The sequence below is a fragment of the Streptomyces sp. NBC_01224 genome, assembly GCF_036002945.1.
In the GTDB taxonomy this organism is placed as follows: domain Bacteria; phylum Actinomycetota; class Actinomycetes; order Streptomycetales; family Streptomycetaceae; genus Streptomyces.
This window is the reverse complement of record NZ_CP108529.1, coordinates 2,111,620-2,131,489: the sequence shown is the minus strand read 5'-3', so window position 1 is coordinate 2,131,489 and position 19,870 is coordinate 2,111,620. Positions and strand designations below refer to the sequence as shown.

Genomic DNA, 19,870 nt, shown 5'->3' with positions numbered 1-19,870 from the left:
GAGACCCGATCAACGGGGCGGCGAGGCTCGGGTCCGTGGCGCGTAGGTCCGGCGCGGCTGAGGAGATGGGGTAGATCAAGGCGAGGTCCAGGGGCAGAAGAGGCTGGTGGGGAGGGGGGTCTCACGAGTGGCCGCGCGAGGGTGGTCGGGCTGCTGACAGCGTGGGGAGACGGCTGGCCGAGGCTGGGGGTGACGCGCCTGGGCGGGGTGTGCTGCGTGCGCGGGCGGCCTTCACTCGGTCGGGCGGCGGCTCGCCCGTCGGCGTAGCGGATGCCGTGGCCTTCGGAGCCGGACTGCTGTTCGCGGTGGCCCAGCGGGCACGTACCTCGTCGAGCGGACCGAGCGCGTGCAGGGCGTGGTTGATCAGCCGACCGGGCCCCAGAACCTCGTCCTGGGCCAAGGTCCGGATGGCTCGCGCGGAGGCGGCAGCGGTGCGGGTCACGGAGGAGCGCATCACCCGCTGCCCGAACCAGTCAGCGCTGCCGGGGACCATGCCTTCGCACACGGAGGCCAGCTGCTCGCTCGACAGGGTGCCGTCGGCCAACAGACCGCGTCGCTGGGCCTCCCAGAGCAGGGTGATCCGGTCGATGGGTTCACCCCGGTGGTGCAGCGCGCCCAGGCACCGGTAGAGCTGCCCGTGGGTCGGGTCGGCGAAGTCTCCCGGCCGCAGCCAGGCCACCACCTCGCCCATGGCCCCCGGCTGTTCGGCGAGGACGGCCAGGAGGAACCGCTCGTCCTCGGCGACCTGGCCGCTCTGTGCCGGAGGCGGGATGTCCGTGGCGGCAGAGGGCCCAGCGGTGGGTGGGACCGGTCGAGGGTCGGTTCCCCAGCGTCGTGCAAGGTCGGTGAGTACGCCGGTCAGGACGTCCGCCGTACGCAACGCTCCCTCGACCTCGCCCTGGACGGCGTCGGCCCGAGCCGCCTGGTGGAGACGGATCGCGTGCTGGGCGACGGTGCGGTGAATCGCCCCCTCCAGCACCATGCGGCCGTACACCGGGGCGTGCTCGGTTCGGGGACACGCCTGGATCAGGGTGTGGGCGTACGCCGCGGTCAGCCCGCGCACGTGCTGTCCGGCCTCCCCGACCGCGTCGGTCACCCACGACAGCGGCAACGGACCATCGGCCGAGAGCGCGGGATGCTCGTCGTTGCGCAGCTTGCGGAGGGCGTCGAACAGCGCCTGGTGGACGGGCCGATAGAAGTGGCCCGCAGCGAGCCACTCCAGGTGCGTGAGCTGCTCGGGGTCGAGGAGCACGGCGCCGAGGACCGCCTGCTCGGCACTCATCAGCGGGTTCACTGCTGGCCGCCGGGATCAACGGAGGGCACCTCGTCCTGCCGGATAAGGAGGTTGGCGACTGCCCGGTCGGCAGCGGCCATCGACAGGGCGAAGTCGTCCAGGGCGGCGGTGAAGGCAGGATCGGAGGCGGGGATCGAGCCGGCCCCGCAGTCAAGCCGCCACCGGCCACCGCGCAGAACGACCGGAGCGTGGGCCAACCGCCCCTGCTGTGGTGTGGGCGCGCTCATGCCGACAGTCCAAGATCGTCCTGGTCGATGCTCTTCGCGAGGGCACGCTCGGTGATCGCCTTCGTGGCGCGAGCGGAAGCTGGGCCGACCACCTTGGCGGAGGGCTCCTTGTACCAGGGCTTGAGGTTGAGCATGGCGACCCGGATGCCGGTGGCCAGCAGCAGCACCTTGCCCTTGGGCAGGGCGCGGATAGCGTCCGGCGGCAGAATCCGCTCGGTGCGCATGCTCACCGAAGTGGACTTGCCGCCCTCACTCGTCGACACCGAGGTGGTCTGGACGTCGTGGTCGCCCACCTGACGGCTGAGCCGGTCGGCGAAGTCCGCGTCGTCGATGCCCGATCCGATGATCTTGATGGTGGCGGCGGAGTACAGGGCGTCCATACCGGCCTCGCCCCAGCACCGCTGGCCCTGACGGTAGGACTGCAGGATCGTCATCGGGATGACGCCCCGGCTGCCCAGGTGCGAGTACAGGTCGGGAAGGTCGCTGATGCGGCACACGTTCGCCGCCTCGTCGAGGACACACAGGGCGGGCGGGTCGAGTCGCCCGCCGGAGCGCTCGGCGACGATCACGGCCGCGTGCATCACGGCGTCGGCCGCCGCCGCTATGATCGCGGACGCGCTGCCGCCGCCGTCCTTGCTCAGCAGGTACAGGGTGTCGCGGGACGTGGCGAAGGCGAACGGCTGGAACTCGGGGAGGTCGTCGTTCGGGGTGACCCAGGCGGCGACGTCCGGGTCGAGCAGGCAGCTCGCGTACTGCCTCGCGGTCTCATAGATTCCGTCGCGCGTTTCGGTCGCGCCGGAGACGGTGCCCTGGAGCTGGGCGGCGACGGCATGGTGGCCGGCGTCGGTGAGCAGGTCCACCGGGGTGCGGTCGGCCGGCATCGCGAGCCAGGCCAGGACGTCGGTGATCGGCCGCCGGTGGGACGCGGCAGCGAGGAAGAGAGCGCCGAGGGTGTTGCTCGCGGCGGTGGACCAGAAGTCGGAGCCGCTGGACTCGTCCACACTCGCGGTGACGAAGTGCCCTGCCAACCTCTTCGCCCCGGCGAGATCGCGGGCGTCAGCGAGGATGTCCCACCACATCTCGCGCGGGTGGCGGGCGATCTGCTGCGGATCGAGGGTCCAAATCGTGCCGACCTCGGCGCGGGCGTCCACCGTGGTGGTGAAGGCGTCGTTCGCGGCCTTGTTACTGGTGAGCAGGACTGGACCCGGTGCCGAGAGGATCGCGGGGATCGCCAGCCCGGACGTCTTGCCGGAACGCGGGGCCATGATCGCGACGATCACGTCCTCCCAGGACGCGCGGACCTCCGCACGACCGGGATCGAGGGTGCCGAGCAGGATGCCGCGGTCAGCTGGCAGGACCTCTTTTACTCTCCCGGCCGCCCAGGCTCGGGCGCAGGCTCTTCGCCTTGGCGACGATCTCCTTGTCCAGCAGCGGCGCCAGATCCGCCTTGCGGGCGAGGCCGGACTTGGACCCAGAACGCCAGCGCACCCACAGCACCGCAGCGGTGACGACCAGGGCCACGGTGAACAAGCCGGGGACGACGCGGGCACCGACCATCAGCATGCTGGTGCTCAAGGTCGGCCACAGCACCTCCGGGTGCAGCAGCGCGTCCATGACGCGGAAAGGGGCCCATGTCCCGCTCCCGACATAGGTATTGGTGAGATTTCCGGTCAGCCAGGCGAGGGAGCCGAAAGCCATGACGGTGCCGAGGATGCCGAACAGGAGGTAGAGGAGCGCGTCCGACCCGGTGGTGGTCGAGGGCGCGCTGGTGCGCGGGGAAGGCACGGTGGTTCCTTGGGTGTGCGAGCGGGTGGGGGCGGGGCGCGCTCGGCTCTCGTGCAGCTCACGGGGATACGTCCTGGACGTGTGAAGCGGAACGTTTCAGCGAGGTCGGCCAGCAGGACGCGACGCCGGCGGAGGCGCTGCGCTGGCCGGCGGACTACCAGTCGACGGCGACGGTCCGGCGCACGGCGAGGAGGCACGGGCGGCTCGCTGCCGGTCTGAATCGTAGTTCCGGGCAGCGGACGGCGCAGGAGCTACTTCGGCACCGAGGACATCGTCGAGCAACTCCCGGCTGCGCAGGGCGTTGACCATTTGGTGGTGTCGGGGGTCTGTGCGCTCTGCGGGACAGGCGGCGACACCGTCCTCGGCGACCTCCAACTGCTCACGGACGTCCTGGAGCATTCTGCAAGCGGCGGCCAGTCGCGTCCACGTCTCGAAAGCCGGATGGTGACTCGGGTCGTCGAAGTCGAGATGGGCGCGAGTCCAGTCGGCGGCAGAGGCGACGAGTTCAGGGTCATCTCGGGCAGGGCCCCGACCAGTGCGCCGTTGACCTCCTCGATGATGCCCGCCAATCCATCGGGCGAGGCGTCCTCGTGCAGGCGAGAGATCATCCCTCGCACCGAGTACGGATCGGCGGAAGCGCTGGGCAGGTGCCTGACCTGCAGCGGCTTGTCGGAGCCCGGTGCCGCGCTGCGGTGGGCGAGCCGAATGTTGTGTTGCATAGCCGCACCGACGGCCTCGCCGATGCTGGAGTAATACTCGGGCATGTTGCCTCTTCGGGTGAGTGGTCCTGGACGGGCGAGTCGAGCGGGTGCGCCCGATGTACTGGTGGCCGACGGGAACGGAGCGGCCGGGGTCACCGTCGGGGGGTTGAGGCGCGCGGCGGGTGACCTGGGGTGGTGAGAGGCGCCGTCTGGGAACTGGACGTCGAGGAGACCTTGGCCTGGTTCGCCGCAGGAGAAGTGGTCAGAGCGGCACCACGGTGATCACGGACGGTCCGAGCTGCGGAGTGACTCGTCGAAGCGGTGCCGACGCGCCGTAGCTCGGCCTCGGAATCGACGAGTTCAGACTGGGCCGAGCTGACGAACTCCGAGGCGAAGCCGAACCGGTCAGCGAGCGCATACGCTTCGTCGTCCAAGTCGGTGACCTTTTCTCCCGCCGTTTTCAGCGCCTCCCGGACACGCTCCAGAGCACCGTGCTCGGGGTGAACGAGGTGGTCAACTGCTCGCTGAAGGCTGGCCCCGTCTACGGCCGCGCGGATCCGGTCCGTGATGCTGAGATGTTCGGCTCCGGCGGCGTAGGGCCCGAGCGCATGCACCGGAGGGCTCATCCGGGCCGTGTCGAGAGAGGGCGGAAGGGTGACGTCATAGCGAGCAGCTCGAAGCATCTCGGCCGCATGGGTGGCGATGGCGACCTGCTCGGCGAGCGGAGTGGTGGTGGGAAGGCGATGGCGTCGGCCGTGCCAGTCGTCGATCTGCTTGAAACCGGCGTGGCGGAGGAGCTGCGCGGAGAGGTCATCGGTAGCGCCCTTGGCAACGACGCTGCCGCTGAACTCGGACGTGATGGTGATCGAGGTAGGCACGGAAGTCTCCGGAGCAGAGGGAGCGAAGGACCCGTTGGAGGCGGGCCAGTGGACAGAGCGTCCGGCAAATCCGGGTTTTGGTCCGGCCGAGAATCGCTGTAGAGGCCACATGGTGGCGGTCAGCCGGGTGCCCCGCCGCAGCAGGGCACCCGGTCGGTCAGAAGAAGGGATTCTCTGTCGGCCGGTCGGCCCCGGTGGCGGCTCGGAGCAGTTCGGTGAGGTCCTTGGGCTCGGACGTCCTCTGGCCTATCCACCACCCGGCGCGGGTCACAGTACGAGCGCTCTCCTTAATCGCCGACCACTCCGCTTCGCGCGTCTCGCCTTCGCTGACCAGCGCGGTGTAGGCGTTGGCGAGAATCTGGTGACGACTGCCCATGTCCGCGTACAAGGTCATGCGCAATGGCCAGTACAGGCTCACGTACACAGTCCGGTTGCCATCCAGAGGGGGCCGGCCGATAGCTGCCGAGCCTCGGGCTGGGCCGAGTTGTCCAGGGTGGGCGGAGCCCAGCGCGGAGCGCCGCCGCAGGCGCCCTTGACCACTCGGAACGGCCCACAGACTTACCCGTAGGGCGGCCCCACCACCCACTTCTTGTGGCTGAGGTATGGAATCTGGATCTTTGCATTTGAGCCTGTACCGACCTGTGTACGTGAGCCAGTACACCGACAGCCCGCGCCCCAGGGGACGGCCTGTGCCGCCTCGCCGTGGGCATCGCCCTCCGGGTGGGCACAGGTGGCGGAGGTGCGTCTGCGGGCCGGATTGAGCCTGGATGGCCGGATATCTCTTCGCGATGCTCCGCGACGGAACTTTCTAGAGCTCCCTGGGGCGCAAGCAGTACCCGCGATCCCCGGACGGACAATCGCCACAGTGGCATAACGTACTCCCGCTACAGTGAGCGCAGTTGGAAGCAGACAAGGGTGTCAAGCATGGGGGACAACGCGGAGCAGACGCCTTTGCTCGCCAAGGCTGTCGTCGTGACGATGTCGAAGTTCCGCCTTCCGGTGCCAGAGGACGAGGAGCCGGAAGACTGGGACCTGGAGGACGAGGATCCACCCGGTCGGTCCAGCTGGAGAGACCTCCGCTTCGCGCCAGCGCTCGGGCGCCGGGTGGCTGCCAGACTCAGCCCGTTGGTCGCGCCCGAAACGACTCACCTGCTGGATCTCGACAGCGAGTCGTTGAACGCCCGTATGGCCGAGGTCCTAGCCGCGATCAAGGGCGGGGACCGGATGGTCGTCCACATGCTCAGCCACGGCTTTCTCGACCGTCGCCGAGAAACCGACCTGATGATCGCTGCCACCGATACTCCCGACCCCGGCCACGACGACGCCCCCGAAATGTCCTTCGCCGTCCGCACCTTCCTCAGTCGGGCGGACCGAGAGGACCCGAGGTCGGGGCACCTGTTGCTCCTGGTGGATGCATGTCACGGTGGCGGTGCTCTGGACTGGACAAATAACATTAAGTACACAAGACGGAAGGCTTTTGTGATCGCCGCGTGCCCGGGCGACGAACAGGCATGGGGCGGGCGGTTCTCCGAAGCAGTGTGCGAGGTTCTCTCTGGGGTCGTGCGCGGCCACAAGGACATCAATCCGAGCCAACGCTTCGTACGTCTCACGTGGTTCAAGGATGAGCTGCATCGCACGGTGATGGAGCTATGCAAGAAGGCAGGGGCTCCCGAGCAGGAAGTGATCTCCAGTGCCTTAGAGGGCCCGAGCACGGAGTTTCTACTCAATCCCTGGTTCCGCGAAGACCCGGCGGAACGGTATGAACTGAAAAGCTACTGGGACCTCAAGCACTTCATGGCCGAGGTCCATCCGGCTCTAGACGTCGACCACTACCTCTCCAAGGCATCTGGGCGGCACAACGTCGACCCTGCCAACGGGGTCAGTCTCTTCTCCGGCAGGACGGACCAGTTGGTGAAGGTGGCCGACTGGCTGTCGGACGGCGCGGAACACGGCACATTGTGTGTCGTAACCGGCAGTCCGGGGGTGGGCAAGTCCGCTCTTCTGGGCGCCGTCGTCTGCTGCACGCAGACCCAACTGGCCAGAGTGATGCGCGGCACGCTCGTACAGCAGATCCCACCGCGCGCGCGACCCGAGCAACGCCCTTTGGTCGCTGCGGTACACGCGCGGCAGATGACCTTGGCCGACACCATGGACAGCATCGGCGCTCAACTCGACCTGGAGCAGCCGATCGAGGGCTGGAGCTCCCAGCAACTCGTCAATGCCGTCGCCTCGCTCCCTGATGAGCCGCTCATCGTGGTCGACGGACTGGACGAGGCCACCGACAGCGTGCAGATCACCGTGGAACTCCTTCTGCCACTGGCCGAGCAGGTCTTTCCCGACGGGCCACGTAGGCGGGCATGCCAGCTCCTGGTGGGCGTACGGCCGCACTGGGACCAACTGCCCCAGCTGGCGGCCACTGTGTTCGGCGGCAGTCAACTTCTGGTGGACCTCGACGCCGCGGACCGAAGACAGCTCCAGCAGGATCTGGAAATGTACGTGGAGCGACTGCTCTACGAGACCGATCCCTACTCATCCGAGCGAGAGCTGCGCATACGGATCCCACGGACTGTCGCGGAGCGCGTGGTGGGGTCGTCACACGGCGGTGAATTCCTCAAGGCTCAGATGGCTGTGCGGTCCCTCGCTCAGGCAGCCCCCCTCACCGAGGACGCAGTCGACGCTGCGGTGGCCGAAATGCCGATGACCTTCGCCTCCCTGTTGGAGGGACAGTTGACGGACGAGCGCACGCACCCATGGGCACGCCGTGTCATGACGGCCCTAGCCTTCGGCAAGGGCAGCGGTATGCCGGCTCATCTGCTTCCCCAGGTCGCCGCCGCGCTCCCGCCCGCCTGCGACGCTCCGGGCCGCGAAGACGTCGACGCGGTGCTCACCGGAATGTCGTTCTACCTGAGGCAGGACGTCGACCCCTCATACGGCACCACTCTGTACCGCCTCTTCCACCAGGAACTTGTCGACCACCTGCGCGCGTCCGCCAGGGAACTCCCTGATCCGCATGCCCTCCGGGACACCGGAGATGCATCATGAACGGTCCGGAGGATGCGGTCTTCCGCGAGTTACTTAAGGCCCTTCCACACTCGGGTGGATCCGATCGCTGGGACCTAGCCGACCCGTACATGCGCCGGCATGCCGTCGAGCATGCCGCACGCGTCGGCTGGCCTGCTCTGATGCGTCTCTTCTCGGACGGCGAGTTCCTCATCAACGCGGAACCCCGGTCGATTCTCGCCGCGCTGCCCCCTTTCCGTGACGATCTTCCCGGGCTGACCCGCCAGCTCCTCGACGTGTATTGCGCCTCGCTGAGTTGGCATCAGCACGTGGACACCGGTGCCAGACGTCAGATCCTCGCTCTAGACGCGAGGCGACTCGGACACGGGGATCTTGCGGAGCGGATCGAGATCTCGCCGGGAGGACGGCAACCGACCTGGCGCTGTGTCTGGTCAACCGCCGACAACGTCTCCTCGTCGGCCGGCGCCACCATGTCCGGGCATGGTGGGGGCATCAACGCGATCCTTGTCGCAGGGCTCATCGACACTGCCGTGGCCGTTACGGCCAGCGCGGACCGTACGGCACGAATCTGGGATCTCCGCACCGGCCAGGCACGGCACGTTCTGCTGCACACCGCTCCTGTTGACGCTGTCGCGGTCGCATCTGTGCAGGGGCGGAGCATCGTCCTGACGGGGAGCGACCGGCTCGTGTGGTGGGACCCGCTGTCGGGTGAACCGCTGGGTGTTCTGGACACGGGCAGCGCGGTGAGACAGCTCGCCCCCGCCGCAGACGGCCGCGTCGTCCTGGCGACGGGCGGCGGCCCCGTCGTGGTCGACCTGCCCCGGGGGACACGGGCCGTGCGCGCGATCACCGTCACCGCCGCTGGCAGGCAGGCACGGTACGTCGCCGCCTGCCGGGAACGCGGCACACGGTTCGGCCTCAGCGTGACCGAGGGAAATGTCGTCAGCGCCTTCACCCTCCCCGACGGAGCCATATTGCACCGTGGTGTGCTGCGCAAGGCCGACCGAGTCACCGCCCAGTTCGTCGGCGACGTCGGGGACCAGAGCATCGCCCTCTTCGGTCATGCCAGCGGCGCCTGCACCGTCGTGCACGCACACACTGGAACGGTCCTCCATACCCTCCACACCCTCCACGCCCCCGGCGCCACACGGCTGCGGGACGCTGTGACAGCCCTCACCGTTCATGCCTCCCGCGACCGCTGGTGCGCCATCGTCGGCCACCGCGACGGAACCCTGCGTACCTGGAATCTCGACTCGGGCGAGCTCCTGAAGACGACACAGGCCCACGCAGCTCCCATCACTGTCATCACAACCCACACCGTCGGAGGTCGGCGCGTTCTGCTCACGTCCTCCGAAGACGACACCGTCCGTACCTGGGACGCCGAATCCGGTCAGCCTCGCGACGTTCTCGCAGGACACACAAGTGACGTCACCGCCATGGCCGCCGCCGACGTGGAAAGCCGTCCCATCGCGGTGACCGGCTCGAAGGACTGCACGGTTCGGACCTGGGACCTACGCCGCGAGCGGCCGTCCGAAGCTCCCGAGGGGCACGGGAACTGGGTCCGCGCCGTCGCACTGCACCAGGAGGACGGCCTGCTTCAGGCCGTCACCACCTGCAGTGACCCGTACGTGCGGATTTTCGACGCGGGCACGGGGCGGTCCCTGGCCCGCGTGACGGTGCCCGAACGGGACTTCCTCCAGGCGTGCGCCGTCTTCGCCCACGATCACCGGGCGAAAATCGTCGCCGGTGGAGCTGGCGGCGTGCTCGCCGTGTGGGACTACGCCACGCGACGACGCGACGTCACCCTCCGCATGGGCAGCGCGGCGATCAACACAGTGGCCGTACACACCGGCGTCAATGGACGAATCCAGGTGATCGTGGGAACGAACGACGGCACCGCCGCACGTTGGGAGCCCTACACGGGCCGCCAGCCCGACCGCCTGCTCGTTCCCTCCTCACGCGAAGAGAGCGTCGCCTGTCTGGCCATCGCCGACGGCGCCCACGGACCTGCGGTCGTCACCGGCCACTTCAACGGCGACTACCGCGTCATCTCACTGGAGGACGGTCGGCCACTGCAACGGCGATTCCACAGCGAGGCTGTCAAGGCCGTAGCAGCGGCCGAAATCGACTCGACGCCCTGTACCGCGGCCGGAGACGACGCCGGATTGATCACGCTGCGACGCCTCGACGACGGCGCCCTACTACGCACACTGCGCGGGCACCGAGACGCCGTTCGGTCCCTCGTGTTCGGTGAACTCGCCGGGCATCGGGTCCTGTTCTCCGGCAGCAGGGACGGCACGGTGCGCATCTGGGATCCAACGAGCGGAGACCAGATCGACCGCATCGACCTGCCCGACTTCGTTCAGACAGTCGCCCATGAGAACGGAACTCTCGTCGTCGGATACGGCCGCGAAGTCTCCGTCTTCACCACCACCCAGCAGCAACCGCCCGCACCGCGAGGAAGTGACTGATGCCCCACATCCTGACCATCCACGGCGTCAACCAGTTCGATCCCGACCGTGAACCGCCCGCTGCCGCCGCCCGCCTCGGCGCGGTGTGGACCGCGGCTCTCAACCGCGGGTTGGAAACTCCCGTCGAGGCGGCGGACGTGCACATGGTGTACTACGCGGACCTCCTGCAGCCCACCGGCGAGATCCCCCAGGGTGAGGACCTGGACCACTTGCCGCCCGAGGCCGCCGACGCCGCCCGCCGATGGGCCGAACTGCACGGCGTGAACCTCGACGAGGCCCAAGGGCGCATTGCCACTCCCTTGCGCTGGGTTGCCGATGCGGTCGCCCGCCGAAAGGGGCTCGACAACGACACCGTCCGGCGTCTGATCGCCCGCTTCTTCCCCGACCTCGTCGCCTACCTGCACTCCCCAACCACTCGCGAAGCGGTCCAGGCACGGCTCGTGGAGGCAATCGAGCGGACTTCGCCCACCGTACTGATCGCCCACTCGCTGGGATCCGTGGTGGCATACGACACCCTGTGGCGGCACGACGTGAAGGTGGACGCCTTGATCACCGTCGGGTCCCCGCTCGCCATGCCCGACATCGTCTTCCCGCACCTTCAGCACCCGTACACCGACGGCAAGGGGAGCCGACCGCACGGCGCGGCTGCCTGGGTCAACATTGCGGACCCTGGCGACCTCGTCGCAATCCCCCAGCCCCTCACCGAGCACTTCGACAAGGTGACCACCAATGCCCGAACGGGGATCGGAGCCTTCGCCTTCCACAAAGCGGCCGGCTACCTCGCGAACCGGGAGACGGCCCAGGCCGTAACCCGCTATCTGGGCTGATCGAAGCAACAGGCGAGCCAAGCACGCGCCCCGGCGGCAGCAACGATGCCGCCGTGGCCGGAGCTGTCCCAGAGCGGACGCCGCCGTCTCACATGCGAGGGTGACGGCGGGTGCCTCTGTCCGAAGAGGGTGCGCTGGCGATGAAGTGGGAAGCCTGCTCTGTTCGTGTATCTGGTACGTGATCCGATTGGTCTCGGCGTCGACGCCTTCAGTGGGGCCGTTGCTGTACGGGAGCGCGGCGGCCGCGCTCCCTGTGCCCGAGACAGAGGAGGAACGTCATCCCTCCCAGTCGTCGGCCACCCGACTTACCTAGTTGGATCAGCGGTCGCGTGAGTACGCGATGCGGGGGTCAACCGGCCGGACCGCCGCTGTGGTGACGGCGGAGGCGGGGACCGGCGCCCTGCCCGGGATACCGGCACGGGCCGGGCTGGCGGCGAGCGCGGCGGCGCTCAACGGAGACGCGCGAGCGGGACCATGGCCGCGCTCACGGCCGGCGGCCGGCGTGGCAGCAGGACGGGGCCGGGCTGTCACCTCTTGAGCGAGGCGGGGCTGCACTGCGACCTGGAGCCCCGAACAGTGCAGGGCCACCGTGGCGTCGGCGACTTTCCCCAGCGCCTCGACGCGATCGGTAGTCGCGGGGAGCGTGTAGATGTCCAGGCTCGAGTTGTGCCGCCAGCCGTCCTCCACCAGCACGAGCCCGCTGAGGCCGAAGACGCGGTCGTCGAGGGCTGCGACGATGCCGAGCTGCGGGTGATCGGCGAAGGCGACGTCTGGTTCACCAAGCGGACCGCGGTCGCGTACCTGTGCCGTGTCGGGCGCCAGTGCAGGGTCAAGTGCGGCGTCCACATCGACCTGGTAGCCGGCCTTGCGCAGCAGCTCGATGGCCCGGCTCGTACGGCCGTGTCCGTCACGGTTTTGGTCGGCCAGCGCGTACAACGTCGGCTGGTCGCGGACGGGATGGAAGTCGAATCCCTTGAGCATCCAGGTGCTGGCCGCGAGGTTCTTCGGGTTCGCGGCGACGATGCCGTGGACGGGGTGGTGGCCGAAGGCCAGGTCGGGCAGCACGTCGTAGTGGCTGGGCATGGCAGATCCATCCGAGGCGGGTGCGGTTACGGGTGCGGGCGACGGGCGGATCAGGTCTGGGGGTGCGGTGCACGGAGGACTCCTGGGTCGCGGTCGATCAGAGCCTGGGGGGCGGATGAGGGACGAGCCGGCGGCAGCGCGGCCCGCGCGGAAGACTCCGTCGGCGGACCGGTCGGGAGCACGTGCTGGCCGATCGACGGCGAAGAGGCGAGAGCGACACTCGCCCGGGATGGAGCGGAGTCGGGCGGGAGCACGTTGGCGGCGCGCTCCTTGCCGGATCGTTCCTGCTCCTGGCGGGGCGGTACGCCAAGCTGGTCCAGGCGAGCGTCGACAGCGGAGAGGAGATCCGGCACGCTGCCGCCGTGGCGCGCATGCGGACCGTCTGGCTCGGAGTCGTAGATCACCTCGTAGACGGCAGGCTCGGCGGACCGGTGGCGGGTGACCATCTAGCCTTCCGGGGACTCGGGGTGCGCGGAGGGCGGCTCCTGCGGGGGCGAGATGATCAGCGAACTACCGTCGGGAAGCTCGGCGTGGACGATGTAGTCGCTGAGGCCGTACTCGACGGTGCACTCCAGGCCGCGCTGCCCGAGCGCGGAACAGAGGGCGGCCTGAAGGCGACGCGGATCGGACTCGGCGGTCGGGGGCGGGGTTTCGTGGTGCATGGAGTTCTCCGTTGCGAACGCCCCGTCGGACGGTGGGAGCCGCCGGGAGTGTGGAGCTTGAAGGAGTGCGGTGGTCCATGAGGATCCGATGATCGGGCGGTTTGGTGCTGCCGTGACTGCGTGCTAGGGATCACCGCGAGCGACCGGGAGTCGGCGGATGCGATGCCGGGGGGACCTGGGGCGAAGCGGGCGACACAGCAGGGGTGTTGTGAGTGGACCGGGTCAGGGCGACGCGCGCCCGTTCGGTCTGCGCCGGCCGTTCGGCGTCCGCCCGGTGAGTGAGGTATTCGCCGACGCGCACCAACGCCGTTCCCTGATGCGACAGTTCGTGTGCGTAGTGCCAGCCTTCGGTGTTGCGGTGCTCCTCGGCGCGCTCCTGGTAGAGGTGGAGCACGCTCGGCTGCAAACCGTCCATGAGCGCCATGACGCCGTCCCATTCGTGCCGCAGCTCCTCCGCCCGGAGCAGGGTGGTGTCGATCCCGCGCAGCCGACGGAGGTCGTCACTGATCGGTCCCTCGACGTAGTCGGGGCCGTCGGCGGCGGCGCGGACCCCGGCCAGCACCTCGGGTCCGTGGTCGAGGAAAACCTCGGCGTGCTTCCACGCTTCGGCGTCTCGCTTGACCTTCCCGTCCCCGTAGACCTTGTCGTCCAGCGGCCAGCCGTCCGCGTCGCAGAGGGAGTCCGAGACCGCGTCCCAGGCGTCGGACGCCTCGTTGATGCCGGCGGCGGCCGAGGCCAGTGCCGGGAGGTGCCGTCGCCACGCCAAGGGGTCGGTGGCCTGCGACGGCTGGTTATCACCGGAGGAAGGAGAAGTAGAAGAAGCAGACATGATCGATCCCTTTTGCTGAGCTGGTCGTTGGGCTAGGCCGCCATGCGGGCATCGGTGTCGAACAGCTCCCGCTCGGCCGGGTGGAGGATGTGCTGGGTGATGAAGGAGCGGTCGGCGACCTTCCACAGACCTCGGCCCTTGGTCAGGGCGGACACCGCCTGGGTCTCGACGCCGGTCAGGCCGAGCAGAGATGCAGCGGCGGCGAGCTGGTCGGGCTCCTGGCGGTAGATGATGCGGGTGGAGCAGTCGGCCAGCAGGCCCTCGGCCAGGACTCGGCCGCGTGAGCCGGCGTCGCCCGCCGAGAGCAAATCGCTGAGGCGGTGGATCACCATCAGGTTCGCGATGCCCAGCCCTCGGGAGAGCTTCCACTGGCTCTGCATCCGCTCCAGCAGCCCGACGTGCCGCATCAGCCGCCACGCCTCGTCGTAGATCACCCAGCGTCGACCACCATCGGGATCACTGAGGGCTGACTCCATCCACGCGCTCGCACACGTCATCGCCAGCACCAATGCCGTGTCGTCACCGGAGCCGCCGAGACGGGAAAGATCGATGGACAGCATCGGTGTGGTCGGATCGAAGGACACGGTGCTCGGGGCGTCGAACATGCCGCTCAAATCGCCGTGCACGAGACGCCTCAGGGCGTGCGCGAGGTCCTGGGCGGCCGAACCGAGGTGCCCCACCTGGTGGCCGAGGGCCTGGTCGAGGCGTTCGGGGGAGCCGAGTACGTGCGCGATCTCGCCGAGCAGCGGCACCGTGCCCCGGGCGGCGGCGTCAGCGACGACCAGATCCAGGGCCAGGTCGAGGGCGGTGTGCTCCATCGGCAGCAGGTCGCGCTTCAGTACGGTGCGGGCGAGGCTGGCCAGCAGCAGCAGACGGCGCTTGCGAACCTCCGTAAACCAGTCCTCCTCGCTCACGGAGGCGGGCCGGGCCGGGGCGTCCAGCGGGTTCAACCGGCCGGGGAGCCCCGGGCCCAGGGCGATGCTGTAGCCGCCGAGGGCCTGCGAGACACCGGTCCACTCCCCCTTGGGATCGCAGGGGATGTAGATCCGGTAGCCGTGGGCGATCGACCGGGTGGCGATCGACTTCGCCAGCGCCGACTTGCCCATGCCGATGATTCCGGCCAGGACCGCGTTGGGGTTGGTGAAGCCCTCCACCCTGCCGCTGTTGTAGAGCGAGAACGGGTCGAAGCAGAAGGCCGCCTCCGCGTGCACATCGCGGCCGATGAACACCCCTTCGGCGCCCAGGCCGCCCTCGGCCACGAACGGGTACGCGCCACTGGCTGTGGCGGTGGTCATCCGGTGGGCGGGCAGGGCGAGCTTGCCACCGCGGGCGGAGGCCGGACCGGGGCGACCGGCGAGCGGATAGGTGGGCCGCAGATCCGGGTCGAGGGTCTGCTCGGCGCGGTGCTTGGACGGGTTTCCGGCGAGGCGTGCCTGGCGGCGGGCTTCGGCGAAACCGGATCGGGCGGCCCGCTGCTCGGCGCGCGTCGCCTTACGGGGCACAAACAGAGGGGAGGCACTGGCGCGGGTATGGGGCATGACGTTTCTCCAGGTGAGGGGTGGATCAGCGGCGGACGAGGCCGGTGAACGGGGCGTGCAGGTCGGCCGGGGTGGTGCGCCGCCGCACGAGATGCGCTGTGCGCTGGTGGCGCTGGCAGATGGTCAGTTCCGGTGCTCCCTCTGGAAGGCCGGCCTGGCACCCCTCCGGTTCGGGGATCTCGCCGGAGTCCGGCCGGGGCGCCGCGTGGTAGGCGGCGTGGAGGTACTCGGCGGCCTGCCAGATGCGGGTGCGGGCGGTACGGAGCTGGTCGCCCTCGACCGCGACGAGCTGCCCGGTGCGACCGGCGTGGGCGTCGAGCAGCCCGTACAGCGAGACGAGGTGGGCGTGCAGGACGTCCAGCTCGGCCCGGGTGGTGACCAGCGGGCCGCCCGGGATGTTGAGTGCCCGGTGGAAGTCGAGCGCGGCGGTGGCGAAGGGCACGAAGTCCTGCGCGGTCGGGCTGGCGGTGCGGGACATGAGGGTGCTCTTTCGAAGGGAAGGGTCAGGCAGCGAGCGCGAGCGGCAGGGCGGCGGCGGTGAATGCCTCGGCCTGCTGCCAGGTCAGGGGCCGGAGATCGAGCTGGGCGCCGACGGCGGCGGTCTCCACGACGGCGCAGGCGGTGCGCAGCTCGTCCTCGGTGTCGGCCGAGACGGTCAGCAGACCGGTCAGGGCGACGTCGGCGTGCCCGGCGATGAGCTGGCGTTCGCGGGACTTGATGTCCTGGTATTCGATCGAGTCCGCCTCGGAGTCGACCTGACCGCGCCGGGCCCGCTCGGCAGCATCGGCGATCACGCTGGACTTCTTGCGCTGCACGTCGCGCAGGGCGGCGTCGAGGTTCTTCGGCTCGTAGGACAGCGACAGCGTGCGCCGGACCCCGCCGGTGAACAGCAGCTGGTGCAGGAAGCCGGCGCTGGTCTCGGTGCGCGGCCAGTTCTCCACCCAGTAGGTGGCGTGCACGGCGGAGTCGGTGGCGATGTGGTCCGCCTTTTCGACGACCACGACGGGGCCGGCGGCGGCGGGCTCGGCCTCGGGGCGACCAGCCGTGGACCAGCGGTCGAGTGTCGCCAGCGCTTTCGGGTCGTAGGAGGTGCGCACCACAGCGGCGATTTCGCGTGCGGTGAGCCAGCCTGTCGGGGTGAGACCGGCGGTCCGCGCCGCCTGGTCGAACGTCGAGGTGAGCTGGGCGAGGACACTAAAGGCACCGGTGAGACCGCCGCCGGCCTGGTTGATCAGTCGGCGGGCCGCCCTGGTGTCCAGGGAAACCGCGACGTACGCCTCGTGCGGGGCGGCTGCGGGACCGGCGCTCTGGATCAGCTCGTTGTAGATCGCGCCGGCCATCGGGGTGTCGGGTCGACCGTGCTCTTCCCAGTAGCGGCGCAGCGCGTCGCCGGAGTCGGGGATGGTGCGCTCGATCACCTGGATGCGGGCGATCTGCCCGGTACGGGCGAGGGCCGCCAGCGCGCGTCCCCAGCCGCCGACGTTGGCCTGCTGGGTGCCCGGGTCGAGCAGGGCGTAGGCGCGGGAGGAGACCTTGACCACCGCGGTCAGCGTCCCGGTGTGCGGGTTGTGGACGGCGCCGTACTTGCCATCGGGAGCAGTGGTCACGCGCAGGCTGGCAGCGGTGCCGGGAAGGTGGAGCAGTCCCTCGCGGGTCGGTCGGCGGGAGGGCCGGGTGAGCCAGACGAGCTGGCCTCGCATCCGGCGCAGCGCGTATCGGACGACGATCGGGGCCCAGTCCGCCAGAGCACGGCCTCGGTGGCGGACGAAGACGAGCAGCGCGATGACCGCCCACAGCGGTATGAGCTGGAGGGCGCCGACCACACCGCGGGCGAGGATCACGGCGAGAAGGAGAAGGCCGGTGAGTCCAGCGACGACCAACTGCGGGATGGTCAGGCCGAGCAGGACGCCGCGCCTGCTGCGGTGGGGAAACTTCACGGTGGGCGTGGAGGACTGGTGCTTGCCGGACATGGTGGTTCCAGACGGTGGGAGCGGGCAGAGGACGGGGCGCGCGGCGGTCTTCTGGACGTCATGGCGAAACCTTCCTGCTGGTGGGGAGGCGGGGGCGGGCCGTGGAGTGCGGCCCGCCCCCGGGATGTGGGTCAGGAACCCGACGGCGACTGGGTGGGATACACCCAGTTCGTCGGCGTCGCAGAGCCGGTGGCCGACGGTCCGGACGCGGACGCCGGAGTGCCCGAGGCCGAAGGTCCGGGGTTGGCTGGCGGCATGGAGGTCATGTCGCCGCCTGGAGCCGATGCACCTGTGAGGTGACCGGAGCCGCCCGCAACGCCTTGGGCAGTCACTTCGGCCCCGTCCGGTTCGTCCTCGCCGTGACGTGTGATCAGCGGCGGGATCCCGGGGCGCTGGATCAGGGCCCGGCCCTTGTCGCCGCTCGCGTTCGGGTCTTCGCCGTACCGGAAGCGGGACTGCTGCTTGGGCGGACCAGCGTCGATGCCCTCCTTGCTGAGGGTGCCGCCGGAGGGGTTGATGCCGGAGGCGACGCCATCGGTCCCTGCACCCGGGACCTGGTTCGGACCCTGCGGAGCTGGGGTGCCGGTACCGGCCCGCAGTGCGAGGCTGCCTGCGGTCTTCGCGGCTCCTGCGGCGACCGCCATGCCGGCGACACCAGTGCGGTGCATGTCGTCGTGGCCGCCGCCGTCGCTGGCCCAGTGGACGAACTTGTACGTCGCGTAGGGGCAGAGCAGCACCAGCACCATCACGACGATGCCGGCCATCGCGTCGGACAGGGCCGCCATTCCGTCGCTGGCGTCGGTCTTGCCCATGGCGGAGACGCCGATGAGGAAGACGACGGTCATCAGGAGCTTGGAGACGATCAGGGTGCCGGTGGCCTCGATCCAGCCGCGCCGCCACCGCTTGGCGACCTCCCAGCCGCCGCCGGCCCCCGCGAATACCGCGAGCGCGACCATGATCAGGACGCCAACCTTGCGGGCGACCATCACGCCCCAGTAGAGGAAGGCGCCGATCGTGCACCCGAAGGCGACCAGCGCGGGCACACCCCAGCCGAGGCCGTACATGGCCCCCATCTGATCAACCTTGATCACACGGCGGATCGCGTCGTCGATCGAGGTGTTGGCGGCTTTGAAGAGGCCGTCGGACAGCGCGTCCACGACGGTGATGGCGACGGTGGTGAAGGCGATGGCGGAGAAGCTGAACAGGACTCCGGTCATGGTGCCGAACGCCGCCTTGGCGAGGGCACGTTCGTCTCGGCGCCAGGCCGCGGTCATGAGCTGGATGCAGAAGATGCCGACGGTCAGGACGAGGCCGATAGGCAGCAACAGCTCGTAGTTGTCCCGGAACCACCCGGCGTTGAGATCGATGGCCGTCGTCTTGTTGACGGCCTTGGCGGCCAGGTCGGCCGCGCTGGACGCCAGCTCGCCCGCCGACTTCGCGATCCACGCGCCGAGACCGTCGGTGACGGTGCCGGCGGGGTTGGTGGCGAAGTCGACGGCGCCGCACACCTTGTCCATCAGCGGGAAGTCGCAGACTCCCATGGGTCGTACCTCCGTTCTGGGGCGAGGGTCAGGGCGCGACGGACGGCATGACGCCGACCAGGGCGCAGGGGTGGTTGGGTCGGCACTGGACCGCGAGGGTGGTGGAACGGCTCTCCGCGCCGCCGGCGGACGAGCCCTTCCAGCGAATCGACTGCTTGCCGGAGACCGTGACGGCGTAGACGTACGCCTGGGTGATCGCCCCGGGGTCGTCCTGGAGGGCCTGGGTGAAGGCGTGCGGGAAGTGCCCCTCGTTGATCTTGGCGATGGCGACCTGCTTGTTGGCGGCCATCTCCTTCCACAGCACGGCCGAGGGGACCACCTGGTCGACGGAGTCCGGATCGGCGTACTTCGACTCCATTGTCAGCCAGCCGCGCAGCGCCTTGCGCAGCTCGGGTTGCGAGTACGCGCGGGTGTCGTACGACCACAGCGTTGCTGCGGCGGCCTTCCCGTACGTGATCGGGTCGTGCGTTTTCGGCGGAACGGGGAGAGCGCGGGGCCGGGTGTGCGGCCCGGACGGTGCCGCGGACGACGAGGACGCCGTGGGCGAACTCGGCGGTGGCGCCGCAGTATCGGAGGGGCTTCGGCCCTCGCGGGTGAGGTAAGCGGCCAGGCCGGCGAGGGCGACGAGCACCGCCAGGACGGCTGCGCCGAGCAGCGCCCGGCGGCGCACGCGAGATGCGCCGCCGGGGTGGGTGGAGTGCTGAGCCATCAGTGGACCTGCGTCCCGAGCGTCGAGAAGAACGCCACCACACCGTTGGCCGCACCGAGTAGAAGGGCCGCGCCCGCGCTCACCAGCACGCCCTTCTTCCCGTTCGCCTCGGCCTGGTGACCACCCGAGTGGTGGCCCCAGGCCCACACGCCCGCACTGACGGCGAGGGCGCCGACCACGGCGATGAGCCCGAAGAGGTTGATCGAGCCCATTACCTGCTTGAGGACGTTGAGGCCAGGGAGCCCGCCCTCGTTCGGCTTGATTCCGGGGTCGTAGGCGAGCTGTATGACCTGGTCAGCGAGATACATGGGAACTCCAGTTCGAATGAGCGCAC

The 19,870-nt window shown here is 69.4% G+C and carries 19 protein-coding genes; 3 read left to right on the top strand and 16 right to left on the bottom strand.

Features of this window, described 5'->3' with window-relative positions; genetic code table 11:
* Positions 1–121: 121 nt before the first annotated feature.
* The 6 genes from OG609_RS08885 to OG609_RS08865 all read right to left on the bottom strand — a co-directional run bounded on the left by OG609_RS08885 (position 122) and on the right by OG609_RS08865 (position 5,279).
* On the bottom strand, positions 122–1,294 hold the full coding sequence (locus OG609_RS08885; protein ID WP_327272314.1) for a DnaB-like helicase N-terminal domain-containing protein: 1,173 nt from the start codon (positions 1,292–1,294) through the stop codon (positions 122–124).
* Positions 1,291–1,521 (bottom strand): hypothetical protein, encoded by a 231-nt coding sequence (locus OG609_RS08880; RefSeq protein ID WP_327272313.1) that lies wholly within the window; start codon positions 1,519–1,521, stop codon positions 1,291–1,293. The genes OG609_RS08885 and OG609_RS08880 overlap by 4 nt, the downstream gene beginning before the upstream one ends.
* Complete coding sequence (locus tag OG609_RS08875; protein ID WP_442817955.1) at positions 1,518–2,786, bottom strand: type IV secretory system conjugative DNA transfer family protein; 1,269 nt, start codon at positions 2,784–2,786, stop codon at positions 1,518–1,520. The genes OG609_RS08880 and OG609_RS08875 overlap by 4 nt, the downstream gene beginning before the upstream one ends.
* A gap of 79 nt (positions 2,787–2,865) precedes the next feature.
* Positions 2,866–3,306 (bottom strand): hypothetical protein, encoded by a 441-nt coding sequence (locus tag OG609_RS46120; RefSeq protein WP_442817954.1) that lies wholly within the window; start codon positions 3,304–3,306, stop codon positions 2,866–2,868.
* An 853-nt stretch (positions 3,307–4,159) separates the two neighbouring features.
* Complete coding sequence (locus OG609_RS08870; RefSeq protein WP_327272312.1) at positions 4,160–4,885, bottom strand: hypothetical protein; 726 nt, start codon at positions 4,883–4,885, stop codon at positions 4,160–4,162.
* 157 nt (positions 4,886–5,042) lie between these two features.
* Positions 5,043–5,279, bottom strand: a complete 237-nt coding sequence (locus tag OG609_RS08865; RefSeq protein ID WP_442817953.1) for a hypothetical protein — start codon at positions 5,277–5,279, stop codon at positions 5,043–5,045.
* 530 nt (positions 5,280–5,809) lie between these two features.
* On the opposite strand from OG609_RS08865, the gene OG609_RS08860 reads away from it, so the two are divergent.
* From OG609_RS08860 to OG609_RS08850, 3 genes are all read left to right on the top strand, one after another.
* On the top strand, positions 5,810–7,927 hold the full coding sequence (locus tag OG609_RS08860; protein ID WP_327272311.1) for an ATP-binding protein: 2,118 nt from the start codon (positions 5,810–5,812) through the stop codon (positions 7,925–7,927).
* Between the two features lie 140 nt (positions 7,928–8,067).
* Positions 8,068–10,377, top strand: a complete 2,310-nt coding sequence (locus OG609_RS08855; RefSeq protein WP_327272310.1) for a WD40 repeat domain-containing protein — start codon at positions 8,068–8,070, stop codon at positions 10,375–10,377.
* The gene (locus OG609_RS08850) at positions 10,377–11,204 is read left to right on the top strand and encodes a hypothetical protein (protein ID WP_327272309.1); all 828 of its coding nucleotides are present in this window, start codon (positions 10,377–10,379) and stop codon (positions 11,202–11,204) included. The genes OG609_RS08855 and OG609_RS08850 overlap by 1 nt, the downstream gene beginning before the upstream one ends.
* Positions 11,205–11,522: 318 nt before the next feature.
* Here OG609_RS08850 and OG609_RS08845 read toward each other — a convergent pair whose 3' ends face one another.
* From OG609_RS08845 to OG609_RS08800, 10 genes are all read right to left on the bottom strand, one after another.
* Positions 11,523–12,287 carry a hypothetical protein gene (locus tag OG609_RS08845; protein WP_327272308.1) on the bottom strand — a complete coding sequence of 255 codons (765 nt, stop codon included), beginning with the start codon at positions 12,285–12,287 and terminating at the stop codon, positions 11,523–11,525.
* A 50-nt stretch (positions 12,288–12,337) separates the two neighbouring features.
* Positions 12,338–12,733, bottom strand: coding sequence for a hypothetical protein (locus OG609_RS08840; RefSeq protein WP_327272307.1), 396 nt, complete (start codon positions 12,731–12,733; stop codon positions 12,338–12,340).
* The gene (locus OG609_RS08835; RefSeq protein ID WP_327272306.1) at positions 12,734–12,949 is read right to left on the bottom strand and encodes a hypothetical protein; all 216 of its coding nucleotides are present in this window, start codon (positions 12,947–12,949) and stop codon (positions 12,734–12,736) included.
* 130 nt (positions 12,950–13,079) lie between these two features.
* Positions 13,080–13,715 carry a hypothetical protein gene (locus tag OG609_RS08830; RefSeq protein WP_327277982.1) on the bottom strand — a complete coding sequence of 212 codons (636 nt, stop codon included), beginning with the start codon at positions 13,713–13,715 and terminating at the stop codon, positions 13,080–13,082.
* A 95-nt stretch (positions 13,716–13,810) separates the two neighbouring features.
* Positions 13,811–15,316 (bottom strand): ATP-binding protein, encoded by a 1,506-nt coding sequence (locus tag OG609_RS08825; protein WP_327272305.1) that lies wholly within the window; start codon positions 15,314–15,316, stop codon positions 13,811–13,813.
* A gap of 25 nt (positions 15,317–15,341) precedes the next feature.
* The gene (locus OG609_RS08820; protein WP_327272304.1) at positions 15,342–15,794 is read right to left on the bottom strand and encodes a DUF6238 family protein; all 453 of its coding nucleotides are present in this window, start codon (positions 15,792–15,794) and stop codon (positions 15,342–15,344) included.
* Between the two features lie 25 nt (positions 15,795–15,819).
* Complete coding sequence (locus tag OG609_RS08815) at positions 15,820–17,286, bottom strand: SCO6880 family protein (protein WP_327272303.1); 1,467 nt, start codon at positions 17,284–17,286, stop codon at positions 15,820–15,822.
* 131 nt (positions 17,287–17,417) lie between these two features.
* The gene (locus tag OG609_RS08810) at positions 17,418–18,827 is read right to left on the bottom strand and encodes an SCO6881 family protein (protein ID WP_327272302.1); all 1,410 of its coding nucleotides are present in this window, start codon (positions 18,825–18,827) and stop codon (positions 17,418–17,420) included.
* Positions 18,828–18,855: 28 nt separating this feature from the next.
* Entirely contained in the window at positions 18,856–19,536 is a 681-nt protein-coding gene (locus OG609_RS08805; protein ID WP_327272301.1) for a hypothetical protein, read from the bottom strand.
* Positions 19,536–19,844, bottom strand: coding sequence for a DUF6112 family protein (locus OG609_RS08800; protein ID WP_023421641.1), 309 nt, complete (start codon positions 19,842–19,844; stop codon positions 19,536–19,538). The genes OG609_RS08805 and OG609_RS08800 overlap by 1 nt, the downstream gene beginning before the upstream one ends.
* Positions 19,845–19,870 lie beyond the last annotated feature (26 nt).

Excerpts from the sequence above, each read along its gene's own strand:
- OG609_RS08855 (WP_327272310.1), top strand. The coding sequence starts at position 8,068 with ATGCGTCTCTTCTCGGACGGCGAGTTCCTCATCAACGCGGAACCCCGG.
- OG609_RS08840 (WP_327272307.1), bottom strand. The coding sequence starts at position 12,733 with ATGGTCACCCGCCACCGGTCCGCCGAGCCTGCCGTCTACGAGGTGATC.
- OG609_RS08800 (WP_023421641.1), bottom strand. The coding sequence starts at position 19,844 with ATGTATCTCGCTGACCAGGTCATACAGCTCGCCTACGACCCCGGAATC.
- OG609_RS08845 (WP_327272308.1), bottom strand. The coding sequence starts at position 12,287 with ATGCCCAGCCACTACGACGTGCTGCCCGACCTGGCCTTCGGCCACCAC.
- OG609_RS08815 (WP_327272303.1), bottom strand. The coding sequence starts at position 17,286 with ATGTCCGGCAAGCACCAGTCCTCCACGCCCACCGTGAAGTTTCCCCAC.
- OG609_RS08860 (WP_327272311.1), top strand. The coding sequence starts at position 5,810 with ATGGGGGACAACGCGGAGCAGACGCCTTTGCTCGCCAAGGCTGTCGTC.
- OG609_RS08810 (WP_327272302.1), bottom strand. The coding sequence starts at position 18,827 with ATGGGAGTCTGCGACTTCCCGCTGATGGACAAGGTGTGCGGCGCCGTC.
- OG609_RS08825 (WP_327272305.1), bottom strand. The coding sequence starts at position 15,316 with ATGCCCCATACCCGCGCCAGTGCCTCCCCTCTGTTTGTGCCCCGTAAG.
- OG609_RS08865 (WP_442817953.1), bottom strand. The coding sequence starts at position 5,279 with ATGACCTTGTACGCGGACATGGGCAGTCGTCACCAGATTCTCGCCAAC.
- OG609_RS08835 (WP_327272306.1), bottom strand. The coding sequence starts at position 12,949 with ATGCACCACGAAACCCCGCCCCCGACCGCCGAGTCCGATCCGCGTCGC.
- OG609_RS08805 (WP_327272301.1), bottom strand. The coding sequence starts at position 19,536 with ATGGCTCAGCACTCCACCCACCCCGGCGGCGCATCTCGCGTGCGCCGC.
- OG609_RS08875 (WP_442817955.1), bottom strand. The coding sequence starts at position 2,786 with ATGGCCCCGCGTTCCGGCAAGACGTCCGGGCTGGCGATCCCCGCGATC.
- OG609_RS08820 (WP_327272304.1), bottom strand. The coding sequence starts at position 15,794 with ATGTCCCGCACCGCCAGCCCGACCGCGCAGGACTTCGTGCCCTTCGCC.
- OG609_RS08880 (WP_327272313.1), bottom strand. The coding sequence starts at position 1,521 with ATGAGCGCGCCCACACCACAGCAGGGGCGGTTGGCCCACGCTCCGGTC.
- OG609_RS08850 (WP_327272309.1), top strand. The coding sequence starts at position 10,377 with ATGCCCCACATCCTGACCATCCACGGCGTCAACCAGTTCGATCCCGAC.